Annotated in this window: 24 protein-coding genes; 1 reads left to right on the forward strand and 23 read right to left on the reverse strand. The window is 65.2% G+C overall.

What is annotated here, in order from left to right; translation table 11 throughout:
• Positions 1 to 4: 4 nt before the first annotated feature.
• Entirely contained in the window at positions 5 to 670 is a 666-nt protein-coding gene (locus HOP59_RS06350) for a TetR/AcrR family transcriptional regulator (RefSeq protein WP_234253234.1), read from the forward strand.
• Here HOP59_RS06350 and HOP59_RS06355 read toward each other — a convergent pair.
• The 23 genes from HOP59_RS06355 to HOP59_RS06465 form a co-directional block, all read right to left on the reverse strand.
• The gene (locus HOP59_RS06355; RefSeq protein WP_234253235.1) at positions 664 to 1608 is read right to left on the reverse strand and encodes an electron transfer flavoprotein subunit alpha/FixB family protein; all 945 of its coding nucleotides are present in this window, start codon (positions 1606 to 1608) and stop codon (positions 664 to 666) included. The two genes, HOP59_RS06350 and HOP59_RS06355, sit on opposite strands and share 7 nt — an antisense overlap.
• 42 nt (positions 1609 to 1650) lie before the next feature.
• On the reverse strand, positions 1651 to 2424 hold the full coding sequence (locus tag HOP59_RS06360) for an electron transfer flavoprotein subunit beta/FixA family protein (RefSeq protein ID WP_234253236.1): 774 nt from the start codon (positions 2422 to 2424) through the stop codon (positions 1651 to 1653).
• 33 nt (positions 2425 to 2457) lie between these two features.
• Positions 2458 to 3234, reverse strand: coding sequence for a ferredoxin--NADP reductase (locus HOP59_RS06365; protein WP_234253237.1), 777 nt, complete (start codon positions 3232 to 3234; stop codon positions 2458 to 2460).
• A gap of 60 nt (positions 3235 to 3294) precedes the next feature.
• Entirely contained in the window at positions 3295 to 4305 is a 1011-nt protein-coding gene (locus HOP59_RS06370) for a YeiH family protein (protein WP_234253238.1), read from the reverse strand.
• Positions 4305 to 4637 carry a DUF971 domain-containing protein gene (locus HOP59_RS06375; RefSeq protein WP_234253239.1) on the reverse strand — a complete coding sequence of 111 codons (333 nt, stop codon included), beginning with the start codon at positions 4635 to 4637 and terminating at the stop codon, positions 4305 to 4307. Before HOP59_RS06375 ends, HOP59_RS06370 begins: the two co-directional genes overlap by 1 nt.
• 16 nt (positions 4638 to 4653) lie before the next feature.
• The gene (locus HOP59_RS06380; protein ID WP_234253240.1) at positions 4654 to 4830 is read right to left on the reverse strand and encodes a hypothetical protein; all 177 of its coding nucleotides are present in this window, start codon (positions 4828 to 4830) and stop codon (positions 4654 to 4656) included.
• A gap of 3 nt (positions 4831 to 4833) precedes the next feature.
• A complete protein-coding gene (gene fdxA, locus HOP59_RS06385; protein WP_234253241.1) occupies positions 4834 to 5157 on the reverse strand; it encodes a ferredoxin FdxA in 324 nt (107 codons plus the stop codon).
• A 97-nt stretch (positions 5158 to 5254) separates the two neighbouring features.
• On the reverse strand, positions 5255 to 6214 hold the full coding sequence (locus HOP59_RS06390; RefSeq protein ID WP_234253242.1) for a HEAT repeat domain-containing protein: 960 nt from the start codon (positions 6212 to 6214) through the stop codon (positions 5255 to 5257).
• Between the two features lie 3 nt (positions 6215 to 6217).
• Positions 6218 to 6451: a 4Fe-4S dicluster domain-containing protein gene (locus tag HOP59_RS06395; RefSeq protein WP_234253243.1), complete on the reverse strand. Its 234-nt coding sequence runs from the start codon at positions 6449 to 6451 to the stop codon at positions 6218 to 6220.
• A gap of 41 nt (positions 6452 to 6492) precedes the next feature.
• Positions 6493 to 8229: a fumarate reductase/succinate dehydrogenase flavoprotein subunit gene (locus HOP59_RS06400; protein WP_234253244.1), complete on the reverse strand. Its 1737-nt coding sequence runs from the start codon at positions 8227 to 8229 to the stop codon at positions 6493 to 6495.
• Positions 8226 to 8984, reverse strand: a complete 759-nt coding sequence (locus tag HOP59_RS06405) for a GntR family transcriptional regulator (RefSeq protein ID WP_234253245.1) — start codon at positions 8982 to 8984, stop codon at positions 8226 to 8228. The genes HOP59_RS06400 and HOP59_RS06405 overlap by 4 nt, the downstream gene beginning before the upstream one ends.
• 65 nt (positions 8985 to 9049) lie before the next feature.
• Positions 9050 to 9916 (reverse strand): ABC transporter ATP-binding protein, encoded by an 867-nt coding sequence (locus HOP59_RS06410; protein WP_234253246.1) that lies wholly within the window; start codon positions 9914 to 9916, stop codon positions 9050 to 9052.
• Positions 9913 to 10836, reverse strand: a complete 924-nt coding sequence (locus HOP59_RS06415; RefSeq protein WP_234253247.1) for an ABC transporter permease — start codon at positions 10834 to 10836, stop codon at positions 9913 to 9915. Before HOP59_RS06415 ends, HOP59_RS06410 begins: the two co-directional genes overlap by 4 nt.
• A gap of 446 nt (positions 10837 to 11282) precedes the next feature.
• A complete protein-coding gene (locus HOP59_RS06420; protein WP_234253248.1) occupies positions 11283 to 12662 on the reverse strand; it encodes an ABC transporter substrate-binding protein in 1380 nt (459 codons plus the stop codon).
• A 268-nt stretch (positions 12663 to 12930) separates the two neighbouring features.
• Positions 12931 to 14994, reverse strand: a complete 2064-nt coding sequence (locus HOP59_RS06425) for a prolyl oligopeptidase family serine peptidase (protein ID WP_234253249.1) — start codon at positions 14992 to 14994, stop codon at positions 12931 to 12933.
• Between the two features lie 213 nt (positions 14995 to 15207).
• The gene (gene purU / locus HOP59_RS06430; protein WP_234253250.1) at positions 15208 to 16074 is read right to left on the reverse strand and encodes a formyltetrahydrofolate deformylase; all 867 of its coding nucleotides are present in this window, start codon (positions 16072 to 16074) and stop codon (positions 15208 to 15210) included.
• Between the two features lie 87 nt (positions 16075 to 16161).
• Positions 16162 to 16797 carry a sarcosine oxidase subunit gamma gene (locus HOP59_RS06435; protein ID WP_234253251.1) on the reverse strand — a complete coding sequence of 212 codons (636 nt, stop codon included), beginning with the start codon at positions 16795 to 16797 and terminating at the stop codon, positions 16162 to 16164.
• Positions 16790 to 19840, reverse strand: a complete 3051-nt coding sequence (locus tag HOP59_RS06440) for a sarcosine oxidase subunit alpha family protein (protein WP_234253252.1) — start codon at positions 19838 to 19840, stop codon at positions 16790 to 16792. Before HOP59_RS06440 ends, HOP59_RS06435 begins: the two co-directional genes overlap by 8 nt.
• Positions 19837 to 20229, reverse strand: coding sequence for a sarcosine oxidase subunit delta (locus tag HOP59_RS06445; RefSeq protein ID WP_234253253.1), 393 nt, complete (start codon positions 20227 to 20229; stop codon positions 19837 to 19839). The genes HOP59_RS06440 and HOP59_RS06445 overlap by 4 nt, the downstream gene beginning before the upstream one ends.
• Positions 20230 to 20241: 12 nt before the next feature.
• Positions 20242 to 21492, reverse strand: a complete 1251-nt coding sequence (locus HOP59_RS06450; RefSeq protein ID WP_234253254.1) for a sarcosine oxidase subunit beta family protein — start codon at positions 21490 to 21492, stop codon at positions 20242 to 20244.
• Positions 21493 to 21539: 47 nt separating this feature from the next.
• Positions 21540 to 22838, reverse strand: coding sequence for a serine hydroxymethyltransferase (gene glyA / locus HOP59_RS06455; protein WP_234253255.1), 1299 nt, complete (start codon positions 22836 to 22838; stop codon positions 21540 to 21542).
• 253 nt (positions 22839 to 23091) lie between these two features.
• Positions 23092 to 24129 carry a GlxA family transcriptional regulator gene (locus tag HOP59_RS06460; protein ID WP_234253256.1) on the reverse strand — a complete coding sequence of 346 codons (1038 nt, stop codon included), beginning with the start codon at positions 24127 to 24129 and terminating at the stop codon, positions 23092 to 23094.
• A 70-nt stretch (positions 24130 to 24199) separates the two neighbouring features.
• On the reverse strand, positions 24200 to 25093 hold the full coding sequence (locus HOP59_RS06465) for a HalD/BesD family halogenase (protein ID WP_234253257.1): 894 nt from the start codon (positions 25091 to 25093) through the stop codon (positions 24200 to 24202).
• Positions 25094 to 25425: the final 332 nt, after the last annotated feature.

Consider the following 25425-nt stretch of genomic DNA (forward strand, 5'->3'; position numbering starts at 1 on the left):
GCTGATGCCGAGTGGCACCGACAGCGCTACCAAATGGAAAGGCTCCCGCGAGGCCTGGCTCGATGCCGCCTTCGAGCTGCTGCTCGACTCCGGCGTGGAGAGCGTGCGCATCCTGCCGCTGGCCAAACGGCTCAAGGTGTCGCGCACCAGCTTCTACTGGTTCTTCAAGGATCGCGAGGCGCTGCTCGACGCGCTGATCGAACGCTGGCGCGAGAAGAATACCCAGGGCCTGGTACGCCAGACCGAAGCCTACGCCGAGAGCATTACCGAGGCGATCCTCAACGTCTTCGACTGCTGGCTGAACCCTGAGCTGTTCGACTCCCCGCTGGAGTTCGCCATGCGCAGCTGGGCGCTGCAGTCGGGTGAGGTGGCCAGTGAGATCGACACCGCCGACGAAATACGCATCGAGGCGCTGACGCGCATGTTCGAGCGCTTCGACTATGAACAGCTGGCGGCCAACGTGCGCGGCCGTACCATCTACCTGACCCAGATCGGCTACATCTCGATGAAGACCCAGGAGGCCCTCGAGGTGCGCATGCAGCGCATTCCCGCCTACGTCGAGATCTTCACCGGACAGGCGCCGCAGCCCCGCGAGCTGCAGCGCTTCCAGGCCCGGCATGGTCATGCGATGGAAGACGCACAAGTGGCGTCAGGCACTGCCGGTCACTGATCCAGCCGCCCCTCGAATGCCGGCAGCACCTCGAACAGGTCGCCGACGAGACCGTAATCCGCCACCTGGAAGATCGGCGCTTCCTCGTCCTTGTTGATCGCCACGATCACCTTGGAGTCCTTCATGCCGGCCAGGTGCTGAATCGCACCGCTGATGCCCACGGCAATGTAGAGCTCCGGCGCGACGATCTTGCCGGTCTGCCCCACCTGCATGTCGTTGGGCACGAAGCCGGCGTCCACCGCGGCGCGGGAGGCGCCGATGGCGGCGCCCAGCTTGTCGGCGATGCCGTCGAGCAGCTTGAAGTTCTCGCCGCTGCCCATGCCGCGCCCGCCGGAGATGACCACCTTGGCTGCGGCCAGTTCGGGACGGTCGCTCTGGGCCAGCTCCTGCTTGATGAAGGCGGAGTGACGGTTCTCCACCACGGTGTCGACGCTCTCGATGGCGGCACTATTCCCTTCGCCCACGGCATCGAAACCGGTGCTGCGCACGGTGATCACCTTGAGGCTGTCGGCGCTCTGCACCGTGGCAATGGCGTTGCCGGCGTAGATCGGCCGCTTGAAGGTGTCGGCGTCGACCACTTCGACGATCTCGGAAATCTGGCTGACGTCCTTCAGCGCGGCAACCCGCGGCAGCAAGTTCTTGCCGGTGGTGGAGGCGGCGGCCAGCACGTGACTGTAGCCATCGGCCAGCTCGACCAGCAGCGCCGACAGGGGCTCGGCCAGCTGGTGGGCGTAGACGGCGTTGTCGGCCACGCGGACCTTGCTCACGCCGTCGAGCCTGGCAGCGGCCTCGGCCACGGCGCCGACATTCTCGCCGGCGACCAGCACGTCGATGTCGCCACCGATGGACGCTTTCAACTTCAGGGCCGCGGCGACCACGTGGGCGGTGGCGCCAACCAGAATGCCATCGTGATGTTCTGCGAGTACCAGGATGCTCATGCGATCAGCTCCCTTCAAATCCCTGTTTTCAAAGAGCGGTTCTCAAAGAACCTTGGCTTCGTTCTTGAGTTTGCCTACGAGCTCGTCGACGGAGCCCACCTTGATACCGCCCTTCCGCTCGGCCGGCGATTCGACCTTGAGCAGCGTGAGCTTGCTGGCCACCTCGACGCCGTAATCGGCCGGGCTCTTGACGTCGAGCGGCTTCTTCTTGGCCTTCATGATGTCGGGCAGCTTGGCGTAGCGCGGCTCGTTGAGGCGCAGGTCGGTGGTGACGATGGCCGGCAGGGTCAGCTCGACGGTCTGCAGGCCGCCGTCGATCTCGCGGGTCACCTGCAGCTTTTTATCACCCCCGTCACCGCTGACTTGCACCTCGGAGGCAAAGGTGCCCTGAGGCAGGCCAGCCAGTGCGGCCAGCATCTGGCCGGTCTGGTTGTTGTCGGTGTCGATGGCCTGCTTGCCGAGAATGACCAGCCCCGGCTGCTCCTCTTCCACCACCTTGGCCAGAAGCTTGGCCGCGGCCAGCGACTCGACGCGCGCTTCGGTCTCGGCTGACGTGTCGATATGAATGGCCCGGTCGGCGCCCAGCGCCAGCGCGGTGCGCAGCTGCTCCTGGGCGGCCTTGGGGCCGATGGTCACGGCGACCACTTCGGTGGCCACGCCTTTTTCCTTCAGCCGCACCGCCTCTTCCACGGCGATCTCGCAGAAGGGGTTCATGGCCATCTTGACGTTGGTGAGGTCGACGTCGGAGTGATCCGCCTTGACCCGGATCTTGACGTTGTAGTCGATGACGCGTTTGACCGCGACGAGGATCTTCATGGCACTCTCCTGGCTCTATTCCCTGGCTCTCGCTCACTTCTCGACGAAGGCACGTTCGATCACGTAGTCACCCGGCTCGCCCTGCTGCGGGCTGGCCTGGAATCCCAGATCGTCGAGCATGGCGGTAAGGTCTGAGAGCATGGCGGGGCTGCCGCACAGCATCACCCGGTCGGTCTCGGAGTTGAGCTGCGGCAGGCCGATGTCGTCGCACAGCTTGCCGCTCTCGATCAGCGAGGTGATACGCCCTTCGTTGCGGAACGGCTCGCGGGTCACGGTGGGGTAGTAGATCAGCTTGTCGCGGATCTCCTCGCCAAGGAACTCGTGCTCGGGCAGCTCCCGTGTGATGTGGTCGTGGTAGGCCAGCTCGCTGACGTAGCGCACGCAGTGCACCAGCACGACTTTTTCGAAGCGCTCGTAGACCTCCGGGTCCTTGATGATGCTCATGAACGGCGCCAGCCCCGTCCCGGTGGAGAGCAAATAGAGGTGTTTGGCCGGTGTCAGGTCGTGGATCACCAGGGTGCCCACCGGCTTGCGGCTGACCATGATCTGGTCGCCCACCTCGAGGTGCTGCAGGCGTGAGGTGAGCGGTCCGTCGGGTACCTTGATGCTCAGAAACTCGAGATAGTCGTCATGATTGGCACTGACGATGCTGTAGGCACGCATCAGCGGCTTGCCGCCCACTTCGAGACCGATCATCACGAAGTGACCGTTCTCGAAGCGCAGCGTCTGGTCGCGTGTGGTGCGGAAGCTGAACAGGGTGTCGTTCCAGTGGTGGACGCTCAGTACGTCGGCGGTTCCGATAGCAGCCATGAGGAATTCCTCCAATCGTCTTGCATCGCGAACGATGCGGGGATCACGCTTGTGTCAGATTCAGGCCACCGGCAGCAGTGCCAGCAGGCCCATCACGGTCAGTACCAGCGCTGCGCTCAGGGCGCAGAGCAGCGACAGCGAACGCCAGCCCTGGGCCAGCAGATCGCGCACTGAAGTGCGCATGCCCAGCGCCGCCATGGTCACCAGCAGGCACCACTGCGAGGCGCTGACGAGCAGTTCCCGCAGCCCCGGAGACAGCAATCCCAGGCTGTTGGCAACGAACAGCGAGACGAAGCCGAGCAGGAACCAGGGAAATTCGCCGCTGCCGCTCTGGCCGCGACGCAGCAGCAGGCCGATTGCCAGCACCAGCGGTACCAGCAACGCCACGCGCAGCAGCTTGGTCAGCGTGGCCACATCGCCGGCGGCGTCGGAGACGAGATACCCCGCTCCGGCGGCCTGGGCCACGTCATGGATGGTGGCGCCGAGGAACAGCCCGCTGGCGATGTCGCCGTAGCCGAGCAGCGCGGTGAGCGGCGGCAGGCCGAGCATGGCAAGCATGCCCAGCGCAGTGACGCACACCACCACACCGAGCAGGCGGCGCTCCTCGAGGCGGCCCGCGGGAAGCACGGCGGCCACCGCCACCGCCGCCGACACGCCGCAGATCGCCACCGCTGCGCCGGCCACCATGCTGTGCGGCGTCGGCAGAGCCAGCCAGCGCCCCAACCCCAGGGCCGCACCGAGGATCAGCGGCACGCTGACCAGTACCACCGCCAGCGGCAGCCAGCCAATCTCCTGTAGCTGGGCCAGGCCGATGCGCGCGCCGAGCAGCGCCACCCCCACGCGCAGCACACGGCGGGCGCAGAAGCCGACCCCCTCCTGCAGGCGCACCTCACCGGCCTGGCTGGCGAAACCGAAGCCCAGCAGCAGCGCTAGCAGCAGCGCCGGGGCACCGTAGTGCTCGGCCAGAAAGCTGCCGGCCAGCGCCAGTACCATGCACAGTGCCACGCCGGGGTAGAGGCGCTTGAGCCTGTCCCAGGACGGCGCCAGAGCAAGTGGGATTGGCGCGTTCATCACGGCGTCTCGCCCAGTTCGCGCAGATAGCCCCAGGGAAACACGCCCCGGCTGTGGCCATCGGAGAAGAACAGCTGCAAGCCGCTGACGCCGAAAGGCTTGGCGTCGACCACGGTGATATCGGCGTCGTACAACGCCAGGCGGCCGCTACGCTTGGCATGCAGGCAGCTCGAGCAGGCGCAGGCGGCCCGCAGCGCCAGGCAGGAGAGCGTATCCGTGCGGCCATCGGGCCAGCGGATCTCCACCTCCCGGGTGCGGCGATTGAGGTGCACGCCGTCGGGCGGGGCAATGGTATGGCGCAGATGTTCCGGTGTATGGGCAATGGCGCTCATGGCAACCTCCTGGCGATCAGGTTCGTGAGTCGTTGGGCGGCCGGTCCCGCAGGCACAGCAGCGGCACCTCCGCAGGCGGCGTGGGTACGGCCGCCTCGACCATCGGCCGGGCGCTGTCGCTGACGCTGGCCCCCAGCACGATGGCGAGCAGCGCGAAGCGTGCCCGGCAACTCGTCATGACAAGTTGGCGCACGCGTCAGCGCTCCAGATACTGCAGCTTCTCGCCCCGGTCGACCCAGTGATCGGCCTCGCCCAGCGGCAGCCGGGCTTCGGCGATCACCGGCCACACCTCGGCGAGCTCGGCGTTGAGCTCAAGGAAATGCGCCTGGCCGGGCGGCAGCTGGTCGTCGGCGTAGATCGCATCCGCCGGGCACTCGGGAGCGCACAGCGAACAGTCGATGCACTCCACGGGGTCGATGACGAGGAAGTTGGGGCCCTCGTGGAAGCAGTCCACCGGGCACACTTCCACGCAGTCGGTGTACTTGCAGCGGATGCAGTTTTCGGTCACCACATAGGTCATGGTCGTTTGCCTCTATAGGGTTCGTGCTGAACCGCTCTACAAGCGAGCGTGCTTCCAACGCGGTATCGCCGACGCACAGCCGCTCGTAGAGCGGCTACTAGGCGGCGTTGTCGAGCTGCGACTGCGCCCAGCGCGCCAGCTTGCGCACGTCCGGGTCGGGGTCGTCGAGAGCCCGCTCGATGTACGGTCGGCACTCCGGCTCGGCGATGGTGCCAAGGGCACCGATGGCCGCCTTGCGCAGGTTGCTCATCGCATCCCGGGCGCACTCGCCGAGCGCCGGTACGGCGGCCACTCCACCCAGCTTGCCCAGCGCTTCGGCAGCCTTCTCGCGTACCTGCCAGGTCCCATCGCGGCTGGCGGCAATCAGCGCTTCGAGCCCGGCCTGATAGTCGAGCTTGCCGATGCCTAGGGCGGCCTCGCAGCGCACCTGCCAGTGCGGGTCGTCGAGGATCGCCACCAGCGGCGGACCCACCCGCTCCGCAGAGGCGTAGACCAGGGCGCCGGCGGCGGCACGCCGCACCTCGGGGTCGGCATCGCTCCTGGCGCGATCGATCAGCGCCGGCAGGTTCTCCACGGCCTTGAGCCAGCCGAGCACGCCCACCGCCTCACGCCGCACGCGGGCATCGTCGTCGCTCAAGCGGTGCAGCGCCGGGGTCTGTGCCGCGGCCACCCGCAACGGCTTGAGCGCACGCAGGATGCCGGCCACCACGAAGGGGTCGTCGCTGCGTTCGAGCGCGGCCAGCAGCGGCGGCGCGACACTGGGATCCTTGAGATCGGCCAGGGCGTGGGCGGCGGCGTTGCGCACCACCTCATCGCCGTCGCTCAGCGCCGCCAGCAGCGAATCGGCGATATCCTCGGCATCGAACTCATCGACCACCTTGGCCGCCTCCTGACGCACCGCGGGGTCCTCGTCCTTGAGCGCCTGGATCAGCAGCTCAGCGGCCTCGGGTTCGCCCGAGTCGACCAGCGCCAGCACCGCCACGCGGCGAATGCCGGGGTCCGGATCGGCGAGTTTCTCGGCAATCTCCTGCAGCTCGGGATCGTCGTACTGTTTCATGGCTCACCTCAGCAGGTAGGGGATTTCGACCTTGACGGCATCGGTCGGACAGTCGGCCTCGCAGGGCATGCAGTACCAGCATTCGTCGTAGCGCATGTGCGCCTTGCCGGTGTCCGGGTTGATCCACAGCACGTCGAGCGGGCAGACGTCGATGCACACGGTGCAGCCCTTGTCGGCGATGCACTTGTCCTCGTCGATGATCACCGGGACGCTGGTGCGTTGCGTTGCAGTCGGCATGGTTTCTCTCCTCTTCATTTGTCCGTGCTTTGGCCTGGGGCTCAGGCGTTGGCAGCCTTCTGCACGCGCAGCTTCTGGTAGGCGTCCTTCTCCTCGCCGAGCTCGACGAGATAGGGCGCCACCGGGCGCTTGCCGTGAGCCATGTTGCCGTTGTCGTCCTTGTACAGCCGGGTGTGGCAGAACCATTCGCTGTCGTTCTGTTCGGGACAATCGACCCGGTAGTGGTAGAGCCCCCAGCGCGACTCGGTGCGATAGAGCGAGGCGCGGGCAGCCATCTCGGCGCAGTCGATGATCGATTGCACCTCCATCGCGCGCAGCAGCTCGTGGGGGTCGGTGGCCTGCAAGCGGGGCAGGTCCTCGCGCACCGCGAGGATGCGCTGCAGGCCGATCTCCATCTTCTTGGTCACCTTGGGCGGCTGCAGATAGTCGTTGACCAGGCGGCGCACCTTGTACTCCATCTGCGCCGGCGGAATACCGTCGGTCACCTTGAGCGGCGCCTGGATGCGCTCCAGCTCGGCGGCGATGAAGGCCTCGTCGAGGGCGGGCATCTCGCTGCGTTCCTTGGCGAAAGCGGCCGCGCTCTCGCCGCAGATCTGGCCGTAGACGAAGGCGCCGAGCATGTAGGAGTGAGCCACCGAGGCCATGTCACCGGCGCCATACAGGCCCGGCACGGTGGTGGCGCCGGTCTCGTCGACCCACACGCCCGAGGCGGAGTGGCCCGAGCAGAAGCCGACCTCGGAGATGTGCATCTCGACCATGTGCTGGCGATAGTCGGTCTCGCGTCCGTCGTGGAAGCGCCCGCGCGAGGGACGCTCGTTGGTGTGCAGGACGGTCTCGATCTCCTGGATGGTCTCTTCGGCCAGGTGATCGAGCTTGAGGAACACCGGGCCGTTGCCGCCTTCCAGCTCCTTGAAGAACTCCAGCATCATCTGGCCCGACCAGTAGTCGCACTCGATGAAGCGCTCGCCCTGGGAGTTGGCGGTGAAGCCGCCGAGCGGGCCGGTAACGTAGGCGCAGGCCGGGCCGTTGTAGTCCTTGAGCAGCGGGTTGATCTGGAAGCACTCGAGGTTCGCCAGGTCGGCCCCGACGTGATAAGCCATGGCATGGCCGTCGCCGTTGTTGGACGGGTTCTCGTAGGTGCCGAACAGATAGCCCGAGGTCGGCAGGCCGATGCGTCCGGCGGCCCCGGTGGCCATGATCACCGCCTTGGCGCGGATGATGATCGGCTCGGCGGTGCGCGTATTCACCCCGATCATGCCGGCAATCCTGCCGTCGCCATCCTTGAGCAGGCGGGTGGCCTGGTAGCGGTTCTCGATCTGCACCCGGTGCCGGCGCAGGCGGCGATAGAGGATCTTCTTGACGTTGTGGCCCTCCGGCATCGGCAGCACGTAGGTGCCGAGGTGGTGGACCTTCTTCATGTCGTAGTCGCCGGTCTCGTCCTTCTGGAAGTGCACGCCCCAGGAGTCGAGCTTCTCGATCATCGGGAAGGAGCGCTGGGCATAGGCCATCAGCGCCGGCTGGTGGACGATGCCGTCGTTGGCGATGGTGATCTCCTTGACGTACTGCTCGGGCGTCGAGTGGCCGGGAACGATGGCGTTGTTGAGCCCATCCATGCCCATGGAGATGGCGCCGGAGCGCTTGACGTTGGCCTTTTCCAACAGCATCACCTTAAGATTCGGGTCCTGCTCCTTGGCGGTCACGGCCGCCATGGGGCCGGCGGTGCCGCCGCCAATGACCAGCACGTCGACGTCGATGACGGGAATGTCGCTTGCGTTCATGATTCCTCCGTTTTCCGATCCACTCGGAATTGGTATTTGAAGGCGTCCCCGCGGAAGCAGAGGTACTCGAAATCGACCGGCCGCCCCGACCGATCGAAAGTCAACCGCTCGACCCGCAAGATGGGCTCGCCCATCCCGAGGTTGAGGTGGTGCCGGGTTTCCTCGTCGCAGAGGGTGGAGTCGATGGCGATGTCCGCCGCGCCCAGCGGTATACCGAAGCGGTTCTCCAGCATGGGAAAGATGTCGCCGGAGAGTTCCTGGCCGAACAGCCGTCGGCCGATGTCCATGGGGAAGTAGCTGCTCTCCAGCGAGACCGGCTCGCGATTGAGGTAGCGCACCCGCTTGACCTCCACCACGGCATCGCCCGATCGCAGCCCGAGCGCGGCTGCCACCGCCTTGCTCGGCTTGCACTCCTGGATCGACAGCAACCGCGCGGTGGCCTCGTACCCCTGCGCCGCCATGGCCTCACCGAAGCCCTGCAGACGCTGCACGTTCTGCACCGCCTTGGGCTTGCTGACGAATGTCCCTTTGCCCTGGGCGCTGAACACCAGCCCCTCGTTGTGCAGGTCGCGCAGGGCCTGGCGGATGGTGATACGGCTCACGCTGAAGCTCTTCATCAGCGTGTTCTCCGACGGCAGCCGCTCGTGGGGCGAGTAGCTGCCATCGAGGATGTTGCGCCGCAGGGTGTCGCGGATCTGCACGTAGAGCGGCTGCGGCGAGTCGCCCGGCTGCAGCTTGAGTTCCTGGCTCTTCATGGTCGTTGCCTCTTGTCATGACATGTCATGTCGACTCGAGCGCCGAATGTGCCTGCCATCCCGGCTCAGCTCGCCTGGTTCTGCTGTTCGAAGGCACGCAGCGTCTGCTCGCGAATCAGGGCGAGACACTCGCGCTTGATCGCCATGAAGTCGGGCGTGGTGAGCAGCTCCTGGGTGCGCGGTCGCGGCAGTCGCACGGGGATGTCGGCGATGATGCGGCCGGGGCTGGCGCTCATGACCACGATGCGGTCGGAGAGGAACACCGCCTCGTCGATGTCGTGGGTGACGAACAGCACCGTGTTCTTGAACTCGCCCCAGATCTCCAGCAGGTTCTCCTGCATCATGCTGCGGGTCTGGGCGTCCAGGGCGCCGAAGGGCTCGTCCATCAGCAGCACGCTGGGGTAGTTGGCCAGCGCCCGGGCGATCCCCACGCGCTGCTGCATGCCGCCGGAGAGCGTGGTCGGAAAGGCGTTGGCGTAGCGCGACAGCCCCACCAGCGCGAGGAAGGTATTGGCCACGCTCTCGGCCTCACGCGTCCCCGCGCCGGCCATCAGCGGGCCGAAGGCGACGTTCTGCTTCACCGTCTTCCACGGAAACAGCGAATGCTGCTGGAACACCATGCCGCGGTCGGGTCCAGGCTTGGCGATGCTGTGGCCGTCGAGCAGCACCTCACCCCGGGTCGGTTTGACGAAGCCGGCCACGCTGTTCATCAGGGTCGACTTGCCGCAGCCGGAAGGGCCCAGCAGCGAGACGAACTCGCCCGGCTGGATTTCGAGGCTGGCGGAGGCCACGGCACGCTGAGGACCGCTGCCGGTGGCGAAGACGATATCGAGGTCGCGCACGCTGATCCTTCCCTTGCCGCCTGCGCTGCGCGGGCGGAAGCTGTGGGGATGCTCGACCACGGCGGCACGATTGGGTTTGCTCGGCATCATGACTTGGCCCCCTCGGTCTGCCAGCGCAGCAGCGGCGAACAGGCCTTGCGGACCAGCAGGGTGCACAGCGAGCCCAGCCCGCCGATGACCAGCATGCCGATGATGATCTTGGGGTACTCCACCAGGGTGTAGGCCGACCAGGTGAAGTAGCCGATCCCGTACTGACCGCTGATGATTTCGCCCGCCAGCAGCGAGAACCACGCCACCCCCATGCCGATGGCGAGCCCCGCGACGATGCTCGGCAGCGCACCGGGCAGCACCACGTGCCAGAGAATCGCGGCGTTGCTCGCCCCCAGGCTGCGGGCGGCACGCACCAGCACCTTGGGGGTCTGCTCGACGCCGTGCACGGTGTTGATCACGATGGGAAACAGCGCGCCGAGGAAGGTGATGAAGACGATGCTCGCCTGCTCGGTGGGCATCATCAGGATCGCCAGCGGAATCCAGGCTACCGCCGGGATCGGCCGCAGAATCTCGATGTAGGGCAGGATCACGTCCTCGGCAAAGCGCGAGCGCCCCATGAGAACCCCCAGCGTCACTCCGAGCACCACGGCCAGGCCGTAGGCGATGGCGATGCGCTGTATGCTGTGCAGGATGTGGAGATAGAACTCCCGGCTCGAGGCCTGGGCCAGGAACTCTGCCCCTACCACCAGCGGCCCCGGTACGTTGTCGAAGCGAACGAAGAAGTCGAAGCCGTAGGTCGAGGCGAGATGCCAGCCCAGCGCTGCCACCAGCAGGGCCCCGATGCGCACCAGGTAGCGATCCCCGTTCACGGGCAGCAGGCGCCGGTAGCCAACCACTCCGTCGACGGCTGGCTGCGCCTCGGCAGGCGCCGGCTTGGCGGCAGAGCGCTCTACCCTCTCGAGCGGGCCTGACGCAACGGCCTCGGACAATGATGGGCGAGGACTGGGGTTCAAGCTCATGAGGTCACCTCTCGTCACGGGAGCGCTGTCTACGCAACGCTGTGGGTAGTGAAACCGGCGCTTGTTGTGTCGTTGTTGCCGGGGGCGAAGCTTGTACTATCAGGTCATATCGTCTATCCAATAATCTGCATCAGCCGTGCCAACACTCCGCGTATCGATGCCAAGGATTTAATCCAAAAGGCGTTTTTGTTTTTCTCCCAATGACAGAGACAGATTTTTTAAAATTGAACTGCGCGCTTGCGTGGTGCATATCAGAGTTGGCAGGCATCAGACTGATGCATTTACCCTGACTCCCGTCCCCTTTATTCAATACAAGTAGAACAACTGAGAACGGCGAAAGGCTGACAACACGCCTATCCATCGACAATAAAAAAGGCGCGGATAATTCCGCGCCCTCCTTCCTGACATTTGAAACAAGGAAGAAATTCGACTGAGGTTAACTTCATTTATTTCATGGCGAGAGACTCGTCACCTGAAGCGGCCAAGGCAATCATTTCTCCACCGTTATTGGTGATGTATGCCTGCGAGTCGTCCCGCTTCATGAAGGCCACCACTTCACCATCGGGCATTTCGGCCAGAAAGGCGGCCTTGCCGAACATCTTGATCCCGCTGTGGTGATCGTAGACATAGGTGGAGTAGACCTCTTGCCCTTCGCTGTCCGCTGCACGGTAGGCCGCCACCATGTCGGCAACACTTTCGTACTCGACGATACCCTCGTCGGCGAACCATATCTGGGCCGGGCTGAGATCCGGGTTCTGCGCCATGGGCGTGACCATGCGCTCCAGGTCGGCGGCATAGTCCAGCCCGGACGCCGCATAGGCGCTACGGATGTAGCTGTCGTCGACCCAGGCATCGAAATCGAGGTCAGGGATGTTGCGCTCCTCCTGCAGCAGGGCGTGATCGTACTGCAGCGCCTCGACCCACTCGGGCTTGATGGTGGCATCCAGGGTGCTGATTCCCCCCTCGCTGAGGTAGAGATAGAGCACTTCCTTGGCCACACCGGTCCATTCGCTGAGCTGAGTGGCGGCACGCACCGGATCCTCCCTGATCCACTGCTGCGCCTCGAGGGTTGCCTGCAGCACGGCCTCGACCACCTCCGGATAACGATCGGCAAATGCCTTGCGCACCACGATGCCGTGGAAAGTCGGCACACCGGCCTCGCTGCCGTCGAAGATCTTGCGCCCGGTACCGCGGAACTCCATCACCTCCGACCAGGGGCCGAAGTCGGCATGGGCATCGATACGGTTGCCGGCGATGTTGGCCACCCCCACCGGCGGGCTCTGGTCGACGATGGCGATCTGCCCATCGAGCCCTGCATCGCGCAGGGCCTTGAGCGTCATGCCCCAGGCGGCACTGCCCACCGGCGTGGAGATGCGCTTGCCTGCCAGCTCTTCGAGGGAGTGCACGTCGGAGGCCACCGGCACCACGATACCGTTGCCGGTTCCCTGGCGGTTGTACCCGGTCACGGTGATGAAGCGAGTTTCATGTCGGCCGGTGGCCTGGAAGTTGGCCCCATTGACGATCAGCGGATAGTCGCCCATCACGCCGAACTCGAGGTTGCCCGCCATCATCTGGTTGGTGATGGGCGGGCCTGAATCATAGTCGCGAAAGATGATTTCGTACTCGGCATCGGCGTAATCCCCATCCGTAGGAAGATATTTTTCGATGAGACCAAGTTTCTCCAGCACGATACCGCCGGCCACGGTATTGGTCACCATGCTCTGGTGGCCGATACCAATGGTGATGCGCTCCGCCAAGGCAGGGTTACTTAGCAGAAAGAGTATTCCCAACAAACAGCAGCCGATGAGTCGCTTCCGGTTCTTCATGTCCAGTCACCTCCGGTCAGGGTGGGTTGTACTTGTACTATCCGGTCATTACCTTCACCCATTGATCTGCAGTGCGCGTGCCATCCTGCGCGACTTTCCGCCCATCTGCATGATTCGAATAAGGGAAAGGTCAGCTCGACAGGAAGCGATCACTCGACCGTCAGCCGCCTCATTGCGCACGCATAGTGCGCAATGAGTGGCTTTCGGCATCATCATGGCGCAGCCTTTCAGATGCCGAATAGGACAACTAGAACAAATCAGTTACACGCTAAGAGTACGAAGTCTCACCCATCAACGTCTGACTCAGAAAAGTGAACGCCAGCGCCTGCATATGGGCGCGCTGGCGATTGTCCGCCGCGCCGCCGTGACCACCTTCGATGTTCTCGTAGTAGAGCGCCGCATGCCCCTGCTCGCTCATGCGCGCCATCATCTTGCGCGCGTGGCCGGGGTGGACGCGGTCGTCGCGGGTGCTGGTCATCAGCAGCATGGGCGGGTAGTCCGCCCCGGGATCGAGGTTGTGATAGGGCGAGACATCACGCAGGAACTGCCAGTCGTCGCTCTCGGGGTCGCCGTACTCGGCCATCCACGAGGCGCCGGCCAGCAGCTTGTGGTAGCGGCGCATGTCGAGCAGCGGCACCTGGCACACCACGGCGCCGAGCAGCTGCGGGTAGCGGGTGAGCATGTTGCCCACCAGCAGGCCGCCGTTGGAGCCGCCCTGGATACCCAGCCGCTGCGGAGAGGTGACGCCGCGTTCGATCAGGTCTTCGGCCACGGCGGCGAAGTCCTCGAAGGCCTTGTGACGATTCTCGCGCAGCGCCGCCTGGTGCCAGCGCGGGCCGTACTCGCCTCCGCCGCGGATGTTGGCCACCACGTACACGCCCCCCTGGCTGAGCCAGGCGCGCCCCACCCCGGGGCTGTAGCCGGGCAGCAGCGGTACCTCGAAGCCGCCGTAGCCGTAGAGCAGGGTTGGATGCTCGCCGCTTGGCTCGAGGTCGCGCCGCGCCACCTGGAAATAGGGAATCGGCGTGCCGTCGCGGCTGGTGGCGAAGTGCTGGGACACCTCGAGCCCCTCGGCGTCGAACAGCGCCGGGGCCTGCTTGAGCGTCTCGAGCTCCTCGCCGACCCGACCGTGCAGCAGCGTGGTCGGCGTGAGGTAGTCGCTGACGATGACGAACACCTCGTCGCTCTCCTCGTCGTCCACCGCGCTCACGCTGACGCTGCCCAGCGTCGGCACGCCCGCCAGCGGTTCGGGCTGCCACTGGCCTGCGCTCGGCGTGAGCACGTAGAGCCGGTGCTTGACGTCGTCGAGCACGTTGAGAATCAGGTGACGACGGGTCCAGGTAGCGTCGGAGAGCGAGGTGCGCTCGGTAGGAGTGAACAGTACGCGCAGCTCGCGCTCACCGTTCATGTAGGCGTCGAAGTCGGCGATCAGCAGCGCGCCGGCGGGATGGGTGGTACCCGCCACCTCCCAGGACTCGCGCAGTTCGACCAACAGCCACTCGCGATGCACCTGCTTGTGGGCCGAATTGGGCACCTCGATGCGGCGCAGGCTACCGTCGGCCTGGCGCAGGTAGAGCTCGTTGTCGTAGAAGGCCCGGGCGCGGCTGACGAAGTCGCGCTCGAAGCCGGGGGTGGAGTCGTGCGCGGCGCCCACGGCCATGTCGTCGGGCTCGGCTTCGAACACCGTCTCGGCGTCGGCCATCGGCGTGCCGCGTCGCCACTGCTTGACGATGCGCGGGTAGCCGGAGCTGGTCATCGAACCTGCACCGAAGTCGGTTTGGACGTAGACCGTGTCGCGGTCGATCCAGCCCAGGCCGCCCTTGGCCTCGGGGCGGTAGAAGCCCTGCTCGACCCAGCGCTTCTCCACCAGGTCGAACTCGCGGGTGACATCGGCATCGGCGCCGCCGCGGGAGAGCGAGATCAGGCAGTGACGCCAAGGGTGGTCGGGCGATTCAGGCCGCAGGCAGTGGGCGCCGTGCCATACCCAGTTCTCGCCCTCTTCGGCATTGAGCGCGTCGAGGTCGATCAGCACCTCCCACTCGGGCCGCGCCTTGCGGTACTCCTCGAGCGAGGTGCGTCGCCACAGCCCACGGGGATGGTCGCGGTCCTGCCAGAAGTTGTAGAAGTGCTCGCCGCGCTTGACCACGAAGGGGATGCGGTCGTCGGCCTCGAGGATCGCCTGCAGGTCGTCGCGCAGCGCGCTGAAGCCCGGCGCATCGGCGAGCCTGGCCTGGCTCTCTGCATTGCGCTGCTCGACCCAGGTCAGGGCGCGTTCGCCCTCGACCTCTTCCAGCCACAGGTAAGGGTCGTGCTCGTCGAAGGGGGCAGCCATGCGGGATCTCCTGGTGGGCAGTCGTTTTGCCCACCAAGCTAGCCCGCTATGGCCGCGGACTCAATGTGTCCGAGGCTTTGTCTGAAAAGTCGGCGAGCGAAGGCCAGACAAGGCAAAAATCAGCGAAAAGACGGAGTTTACGGAGTGCAAATGAGTACTTTAAGCTGATTTTTAACGCTGTATGGCCAAGCGCAGCCAGTTTTCGGGCATAGCCTAGCGCTGGAATACCACGGTACGGTTCCTATTCAGAAACACCCGCCGCTCCACGTGCAGCGCCACCGCCCGGGCCAGGGTCAGACATTCGATGTCGCGGCCCTTGGCCACCAGATCCTCCGGGTAATCGGCATGACTGACCGGCTCGACGCCCTGGGTGATGATCGGCCCCTCATCGAGGTCGTCGTTGATGTAGTGGGCCGTGGCGCCGACCAGCTTGACGCCCTTTTCGTAGGCCTGGTGGTAGGGGCGCGCGCCCTTGAAGCCGGGCAGCAGCGAGTGATGGATGTTGATCGCCCGACCCGAGAGCCTGGTGCACATCTCGCTCGACAGTACCTGCATGTAGCGCGCCAGGATTACCAGCTCGGCGCCGCTCTCCTCGATTACCTGCCATACCTGGGCCTCCTGCTCGGGCTTGGTCTCGGCGGTGATCGGGAAGTGGTGGTAAGGAATGCCGTGCCACTCCGACAGCGATGCCAGGTCGGGGTGGTTGGAAACGATGGCGCGGATGTCGATGGGCAGCTGCCCGGTACGGTAGCGATAGAGCAGGTCGTTGAGGCAGTGATCGGCCTTGGAGACCATGATCACCACCGGCATCAGCCGCCCCGGCGGCGTCAGCTCGGAACTCATCTCGAATTCGGCAGCCCGCTCGGCAAAGGCCGTCTGGAAGGCGTCGGCGTCGAAGCCAGCTTCCTCGGGGCGGAATTCGGTGCGAATGAAGAATTGGCCGCTCAGGCGGTCGTCGAAGGATTGCTGCTCAGTGATGTAGCAGCGCCGCTCCTTGAGGAAGCGGGTCACCACGTCCACGGTACCCAGGCGGCTGGGGCACTGCGCGGCCATGATCCAGATGTCGTCGTGTCGCTTCATGCTGCTTCCTCCGGCGCTTCGGCGGCGAGTGGAAAAAGGGCCGGGGGAACCCCCCGGCCAAACGCGCCTGGCAAACGCGATGTCTTGTTACCGCTCCACACCGATGTCGTACTCCGCCCCGGCGTCCAGCAGCCAGCGGTAGCAGTAGTCGGAGAAGCTGCGGCGCAGCACCAGCTCCCAACGGGTTTCCGTGGGACGGCGCAGGATCAGGTTGGTCTTGGCGAACACCGCAGTCACGCCCTTGCCCACCGGGAAGGCCTCGGGGTGCACGTCGCTGGGCGTCGACTTCATCAGCAGCTCACGCGCCTTCTCGCCCGACAGTTCGAGCAGCGTCTGACCGCCGCTGACGTTGACGATGGCATAGTGGGCATCGCCCAGGGCATTACGCAGTGCACCCTCCAGCTCAAACTCTTCGCCACCGGGTACGATCAGCAGCCACTCGTCGGGCGAGAGCCACTGGATCGAACGCGCGCCATCCTCGCTATGGCTGAGGGTGTTGGGGCGTGCCGGCAGGCCGAAGCCCAGCACCGCGCGCACTGCCTCGTCGAGCACGATGGCGCCGCCGCGCAGCACCAGATGGCCGAGGAAGGCCCGCTCGCGCAGCACCACCCGGCTCTTGGCGCTGGGGGCCGGAGCCCCCGAACGCTGGTAGGAGTAGGCCAGGGGCGATTCCACCGGGATGTTGGCCTCGGTGCGGGTATCGAAGGTAGCGGCGTTAGACATTCTGGCGCTCTCCCTTGGGATCGACGAAGATCGGACTGACGATTTCGGCCTCATGGACCTGACCGTCGGCCATGGGCAGGTAGACGGTCTCACCCATCTTCTGCTGACCGCCCTTGACCACGGCCAGGGCGAAGCCTGAGTCCAGGGTCGGGCTGTAGTAGCTCGAGGTCACGTGGCCCACCATCGGCATGGGAATGGCGTGCTTCGGATCGAAGACGATCTGCGCGCCCTCCTCCAGCACCACCTTCGGGTCCTTGGGCTTGAGACCGACCAGCTGCTTGCGGTCCGTGCGGCGAGTGTCGCTGCGCGTCAGCGCGCGCTTGCCGATCCACGAGTACGGCTTGTCGTAGCCCACGCACCACTGCATGCCCAGGTCTTCCGGCGTCACCGAGCCGTCGGTGTCCTGGCCGACGATGATGAAGCCCTTCTCCGCCCGCAGCACGTGCATGGTCTCGGTGCCGTAGGGGGTCAGGCCGTACTTCTCGCCGTGCTTGAACAGGGTCTTGCACACGTGCATGGCGTAGTTGGCCTGGACGTTGATCTCGTAGGTCAATTCGCCGGTGAAGGAGATCCGGAACACCCGTGCCGGCACCCCGGCCACCTTGCCAGCCCGCCAGTCCATGAACTTGAAGGAATCGCGGTCGAGATCGATGTCGCTGATCTCGGCCAGCAGATTACGCGCCTCGGGGCCGGTGATCGTCATGGTCGCCCAGTGATCGGTCACCGAGGTGAAGGTCACGTTGAGCTCGGGCCATTCAGTCTGATGCCACAGTTCCAGCCACTCCAGTACCGCGGCAGCACCGCCGGTGGTGGTGGTCATCAGGAAGTGGTTCTCGGCCAGACAGCTGGTCACACCGTCGTCGGTGACCATGCCGTCGTCCTTACACATCAGCCCGTAGCGGCACTTGCCGACGGCCAGCTTTTCCCACTTGTTGGTGTAGACGCGACCCAGGAACTCGCGAGCGTCGGGGCCCTGGATGTCGATCTTGCCCAGGGTCGAGGCATCGAGGATGCCGACCTTCTCGCGCACCGCCCGGCACTCACGGGCCACCGCCTCGTGCATGGTCTCCTTCTTGCCGTTGACGACCTGGGGGAAGTACCAGGGGCGCTTCCACTGGCCGACGTCCTCGAACTCGGCGCCATTCTCCACATGCCACTGGTGCAGTGCGGTGTAGCGCTCGGGGTCGAACAGGTCACGACAGTGGCGACCGACGATGGCACCGAAGGTGACCGGCGTGTAGTTGGGTCGGAACACTGTGGTGCCCACTTCGGGAATCGATTTGCCCAGGCAGCGTGCGGCAATGGCCATGCCGTTGATGTTGCCGAGCTTGCCCTGGTCGGTACCGAAACCCATGGCAGTGTAGCGCTTGACGTGCTCGATGGACTCGAAGCCCTCGCGCGTCGCCAGTTCGATGCCCCCGGCGGTGACGTCGTTCTGCAGATCGACGAACTGCTTGGGCGCGCGCAGGGTCGGCTTCTCGTGAGGCACCTGATAGAGCGCACAAGCCGCTCCCTCGCGGCGGGAGTCGACCTGCGGCAGCTCGACCGCCTTGGCCGATTGCCCCAGCGCTTCCAGCGCCTGGGAAGCCATGGCCACGCCATCGGCCAGGCCTGCGGCCAGGTCGTGGATGCCACGGGCACTGCCGGCAGCATGCACGCCTTTCACCAGGCTGGGCACGAAGCCGAGGATCTCTTCGTTCCAGGTCGGCCGCGCGCCGGTGTGCGAGGCCAGGTGGATCACCGGGCTGTAGCCGCCGGAGCTGGCGATGGTGTCGCAAACCAGGGTCTCGGCCTGGCCGGTGACCTTGAAGGCAGCGAGGTCGATCTTGGCCACGCGGGCCGCGCTGACGCGCTTCTCGCCCTTGGCCTCGATCACCGCACTACCGGTGATGATACGAATGCCCTTGGCCTTGGCGGCGTCGATCCAGTCGCCCTGCGGATTGGCACGGGCGTCGACGATGGCCACCACCTCGCGGCCAGCTTCGACCCAGTCGAGCGCCGCGCGATAGGCGTGATCGTTGCTGGTGGAGAGCACCAGCTTGTTGCCCGGCACCACGCCGTAGCGGCGGATGTAGGTGGATACCGCGCCGGCCAGCAGGTTGCCCGGCACGTCGTTGTTGGCGTAGACCAGCGGCCGCTCGTGGGCACCAGTGGCCAGCAGCACCTGACCGGCACGCACGCGGTGCATGCGCGAACGCGCGCCACGATGGCCGTCTACCAGCGGTGCCGTCTCGCCCAGGTGCTCCGTGCGCCGCTCGTGCAGCGTGACGAAATGGTGGTCGTGGTAGCCGTTGGCGGTGGTGCGGGGCAGCAGCGTGACGTTGTCCAGCCCGGCGAGCTCCTCCAGCACGCGCTCCGCCCACTTGGCAGCCGGCTGCTGGTCGAGCAGGTCACGGCTGTCGAGCAGCGAACCGCCCATCTCTTCCTGCTCGTCGGCCAGGATCACCCGGGCGCCGCTGCGGGCTGCGGTCAGTGCCGCCGCCAGGCCGGCGGGGCCGGCACCGATCACCAGCAGGTCGCAGTGCTGGTTGAGGTGATCGTAGCTGTCCTGATCGGGTTCCATGGGGCTGCGGCCCAGGCCGGCGCTCTTGCGGATGTACTTCTCGTAGGTCATCCACATGGAGGCCGGTGCCATGAAGGTCTTGTAGTAGAAGCCCGGCGGCATGAAGCGCCCGCCCAGCTTGCCCACCAGACTCATGACGTCGCGCTGCACATTGGGCCAGCCGTTGGTGCTGCGCGCCACGAGGCCGTCGAACAGCGCCTGCTGGGTGGCACGCACGTTGGGCACCTGGGCGGCTTCGGTGCTGCCCAACTGGACCAGCGCGTTGGGCTCCTCGGCGCCGGCGGCAACGATGCCGCGCGGACGCGAGTACTTGAAGCTGCGGTTGACGACATCCACGCCGTTGGCCAGCAGCGCCGAGGCCAGGGTGTCACCGGCATGGCCCTGATAGTGCTGGCCGTTGAAGGTGAAGCCGAGCTTGCGCGAGCGATCGATACGCCCGCCCTCTTTGAGACGATTCGGCTGTGTCACGGACTTGCTCATGCCTGCTCCCCCTTGACCGATGCCACTGCGGCGTTGGTGGCGCCCACGGTCTGTTGTCCGCCGCCGGCGACCTGCACGTTGCCTTGGATTTCGACACGCGCCAGGCTCTCGGCGGTGATACGGGGCTGCTCGCCCATCTTGTAGGTTTCGAGAATCTCGTAGGTCACGGTATGGCGCGTGACGTTGAAGAACTTGCGACAACCGACGGCGTGCACCCACATCTCGTGGTGGATGCCGCGCGGGTTGTCACGGAAGAACAGGTAGTCGCCCCACTCCTCGTCGCTGCAGGCTTCGGGGTCCTTGGGGCGGACGATGTGCGCCTGGCCCTTGGGACGGAACTCCTCTTCCTCGCGATGCTCCTCGCAGTAGGGGCAGTAGATCAGAAACATGGGAATGCCTCCTTAGTGAGCAACGCCGGCCGCACCGTGCTCGTCGACGAGAGCACCGGTATGGAAACGGTCGATGGAGAACGGGGCCGCAAGCGGGTGAGCCTGGTTCTTGGCCAGGGTCCAGGCGAACACGTGGCCCGAGCCCGGCGTGGCCTTGAAGCCACCGGTACCCCAGCCACAGTTGAAGAACAGGCCCTTCACCGGCGTGGCCGAGAGAATCGGGCAGGCGTCCGGGCAGGTGTCGACGATACCGCCCCACTGGCGGTTCATGCGCACCCGCGAGAAGATCGGGAACATCTCGACGATGGCCTGCAGGGTGTGCTCCACGGTGGGGTAGCTGCCACGCTGGCCGTAGCCGTTGTAGCCGTCGATACCGGCACCGATGACCAGGTCGCCCTTGTCCGACTGGCTGATGTAGCCATGCACGTGGTTGGACATCACCACGGTGTCGAGCACCGGCTTGAGCGGCTCGGAGACCAAGGCCTGCAGCGGGTGCGATTCCAGCGGCAGGCGGAAACCGGCCATCTTCGCCAGCACGCCCGAGTTGCCCGCTGCCACGCAGCCGACGGTCTTGGCTTCGATGTCACCGCGGTTGGTGTGCACACCGTAGACACGGCCATCACGAATCTTGAAGCCGGTGACTTCGGTGTTCTGCAGCAGGTCGACGCCCAGTGCGTCAGCGGCGCGGGCATAGCCCCAGGCCACGGCATCGTGGCGCGCCACGCCGGCGCGCGGCTGCCAGGAGGCGCCGAGGATCGGATAACGGGCGTTCTTCGAGCAATCCATGATCGGCACGATCTCCTGGATCTGCTCGGGAGTGAGCACTTCACCGTCGATGCCGTTCAGGCGGTTGGCGTTGACCCGGCGCTGGATGTCACGCATGTCCTGCAGGGTGTGGCCCAGGTTCATGACCCCACGCTGGGAGAACATCACGTTGTAGTTGAGGTCCTGGGAGAGTCCCTCCCACAGCTTCATGGCGTGCTCGTAGAGCGCCGCGGCCTCGTCCCACAGATAGTTGGAACGCACGATGGTGGTGTTACGCGCGGTGTTGCCGCCGCCCAGCCAGCCCTTCTCGACCACCGCCACGTTCTTGATGCCGTGTTCCTTGGCCAGGTAGTAGGCGGTGGCCAGGCCGTGGCCGCCACCGCCGACGATGATTACGTCGTACTGCTTCTTGGGGGTGGGGTTGCGCCACTGGCGCTCCCAGTTCTCGTGGTGACTGAGGGCGTGCTTGGCCAGCCCGAATCCTGAATAGCGTTGCATCTCGTCTCTCCTCGACCGGCCCCGCAGAGGGGGCCGATTTCATACATTCAGGCGGTGGCGGTTTCTTCTACCGCGGCCGAAGCGGCGCCGTAGACCGGGTGCCGTTCACACAGCTCGGCGACCTTGGCGCGTACCTCGGCCTCCACGGCATCGGTATTGCCCTGCTCGGCCAGCACGTCGAGGATGTCGCAGATCCAGCCGGCCAGGGCCTCGCAGTCGGCCACGTCGAAGCCGCGCGAGGTTACCGCCGGGGTGCCGATGCGCAGGCCGGACGTCACGAACGGGCTCTGCGGGTCGTTGGGCACGGCGTTCTTGTTGACGGTGATGTGCGCCCGGCCCAGCGCCGCATCGGCGTCCTTGCCGGTAACGCCCTGACGAATCAGCGAAACCAGGAAGAGGTGGTCGTCGGTGCCACCGGACACCACGTCGTAGCCGCGTGCGACGAATACCTTGGCCATGGCCTGGGCGTTGTCGATCACGCGCTGCTGGTACTGCACGAAAGCCTGGCTCATGGCTTCCTTGAAGGCCACCGCCTTGGCCGCGATCACGTGCATCAGCGGACCGCCCTGCTGACCGGGGAACACCGCGCCGTTGAGCTTCTTGTACAGCTCCGCATCGCCATGGGCGGAGATGATCAGGCCGCCGCGCGGGCCGCGCAGGGTCTTGTGGGTGGTGGTTGTGACCACGTGAGCATGCGGCACCGGGCTCGGGTAGAGGCCGGCGGCAACCAGGCCCGCCACGTGAGCCATGTCCACCATCAGCCAGGCGCCGACTTCATCGGCGATGTTGCGGAAACGCCGCCAGTCGACCACACGGGAGTAGGCGGAGAAGCCGGCAATGATCATCTTGGGCTTGTGGCTGCGCGCCAGCCGCTCGACTTCTTCGTAGTCGATCTCGCCGGTCTCGGGGTTCAGGCCGTACTGCACGGCGTGGTAGTGCTTGCCGGAGAAGTTGGGCGCCGCACCGTGGGTCAGGTGGCCGCCGTGGGCCAGGCTCATGCCGAGCACGGTGTCGCCGGGGCTGACCAGCGCCATGAAGACGGCGGCGTTGGCCTGGGCACCGGAGTGGGGCTGCACGTTGGCGTAGTCGGCGCCGAACAGGTCGCAGGCACGCTCGATAGCGAGCTTCTCGACCACGTCGACGTGCTCACAGCCACCGTAGTAGCGCTTGCCCGGGTAGCCCTCGGCGTACTTGTTGGTCAACTGGGTGCCTTGGGCCTCCATCACGGCCCGGCTGGCGTAGTTTTCGGAGGCGATCAGCTCGACGTGGGCCTCCTGACGGGCCACTTCGTCGGCAATGGCGGCGGCAACCTGAGAATCGAATGCGGCGAGACCGACCTGGTTCATGACTGACTCCTGTTGTTGTCGGGTATGGCAGGGGTTGCCTCGAATCTATCGGCTACCTGCCCAGGTGAAAAATTTGAAATCCTTATGCTGGGATTAAAGGCAACCGGGAGCAGGAAAGATTGAACGAATGCGACAGGCTTGCTGAATGTCCGAGTCGGGCCGGCCGCCCTGGCATATTGGCTCGAGCTGATGAAGCGCACGCCAGGGAAGAGTGCTCAAAGCCGCATGAGGCGGACGGGTGGAGCAAACCGGCTCAGAGCGCCGGACGGCCCTCGACGTGCAGGAAGAAGGGATCGACCCGGGCGCCTCCCGGCTCGCTGACGCTCTTGCGCATTTCCGACGGCGTCATGCCGAAGGCGCTACGAAAGTGGCGCGAGAAGTGGGCCGTATCGGCGAAGCCGCAGCGCTCGCCGATTTCGGTGATGCTCTTGCCGGTGTAGTGCAGCAGCCACACGCCGTAGCGCAGGCGCAGGTCGCGGGAGAACTTCTGCGGGCTGACGCCGAGCGTCTCCTTGAACCGGCGCTCCAGATTGCGCCGTGAGGTACCGACCCGCTCGGCGAGTACCTCCATGGAGATCATCTCCCCCAGGTGCTGCTCGAGCAGGGCAATGGCCTTGCGCACCAGGCGGTCCTCGATCTTGCCGAACACCACCGGCTGGGGCTGGGGGTGAACTCCCGTTCGCGCCTCGTCGAGCAGCATGATGTGCAGGCTCTTCATCGCCCATGCCTTGCCCAGGTGACGCTCGATCAGATAGGCGGCCAGGTCCGCTCCCGCCGCGCCACCGGCGCAGGTGAGACGGTCGCCGTCGTCGATGAACAGGCGATCGGCGACGGGCTCGATGGCAGGAAAGCGCTGGATCATGTCGCGGTGGTGATACCAGCTCACGCAGCAGCGGCGCCCCTTCATCAGCCCCGCCTGAATCAGCGCAAAGACCCCGGTGCACAGCCCGACCAGCGGCACCCCGACATCCGCCGAGCGACGCAGATAGGCCAGCGCCGTGGAGTCCACCCGGTCGCGCTCGTCCTGCACCCCGCCAATCACCACGATGTAATCGAAGCTCGCCGGATCGCGGAAGGGCTCGCAGGGCGAGATGGCCGCCCCGCAGCTGGAAGTGGCCTGCTCCCCCGTACTGGTCATGAAGGTCCAGTGGCAGCGCAGCTGGCGGCTGCGGTCGCCCTCGTCGGCCGCCAGGCGCAGGCAGTCGACGAAGGCTGCAAACGGCAGCAGGGTGAAGCGATTCAACAGAACGAAGCCGACCGAGAGGGGCTCGCTGGAAGCAGAGGGATACATGTCGACGCCTTAGGACAGGGCTCAGTGCCCTATAGGGACACTCTCCAAGGCCTTGGATAGAAAATCAATGTTAACGAGGAGAAGTTCGACCGTAAAACAACTCTGAAGTCAAATCGTTAAGGCGCATATCCTCATGTTCGCCATATGTCAGAACCGAGTTGATCCTTGGTGTCTCTCCTTCAACCGGTGTAACACGATGCATGGCACAGTTGCCATGGAAGAAGGCGAGCGTCCCAGGCTCACCGGACTGGACCTTGATTCGGGAGCGGTCGCCGTGCAGCACCTTCTTGACCTCATCATAGCACTCGTCCTGCTTGGTCCTCAGGGCAGGCACGTACTCGAAGTCGCCGCCTTTCTCGGCTTTCTGATACATGACCGTGACCGAGAATTCGCTGCGGTCGTAATGCCAACCAAGCTCCTCACCCGGCTTGAACAGGGTAATCTGGAACGCATCGAGCGGGTCGGCGCTGCGATACAGCACCGGCCTCTCCAGCACCGCCCCAATGAATCTCGTCAAGTCATCCGATTCGTACAAGCGACGCAGAGGGGCATCCTCGGGAATATAGTCATAGGCGATGCCGTGCTTGGCCGAACGCACCTGGAACGCCAGGGGGTGATCCGGCTCGACCGTCTCATCGAAGGGCTCGAAATAGACGTTGTGCGGCCTGTCGCTGACCCAGGCCTTGCTTTCCAGCTGGTTGGCCAGCGCCACCATCCTGGCCACCGCCTCGGGCTTGATGAAGCCTTCCAGCGTGCAGCAGCCATCCTTGGCCAGTTCCTGGCGACAGCTATCGATCAGCGCTCTGCCGCGCTCGCTGCCAAGCTCATGGATGGGGTAGCGATCGAGGTCGACGACATCGGCATAAAGGGGGCGAGACAGGGTAGTTGTAGTTGACATTTCATTCACCTTGCGGACGAACGGTATGCAGAGCGAGTTGCGGAGAATGCGGCTCGAGAGGGCCACAGGACCAAGCCGACCGAGAGGGGCTCGTGCGAGGCGACCGGGAGCATGGCAACGACCTTTGGACAGGATGCGATACTCTACCCCGACATTGCCCCTGACGCCCGTGTCGGTCAAGTCAGCGGGACGATGCGAACCGCCGTCAGCCCCCGGTCATGTTCATGAAGCGCACCACCTGGACGTCAGTGGTAAAGCCACGGTGTAGCGCCGTGACGCTAGCGCTCAGCCAGTCACTACCTCCCAGAAGCAATCTCAAAGTGAGAGCGACGCGCAACAGAAGACCTTTCCAAGTAATTAAAATCCGTAGCAAACAATTGATTTAAAAAGATAAAAAA

The organism is Billgrantia aerodenitrificans, assembly GCF_021404405.1.
GTDB classification, from domain to species: Bacteria; Pseudomonadota; Gammaproteobacteria; order Pseudomonadales; family Halomonadaceae; genus Halomonas; species Halomonas aerodenitrificans.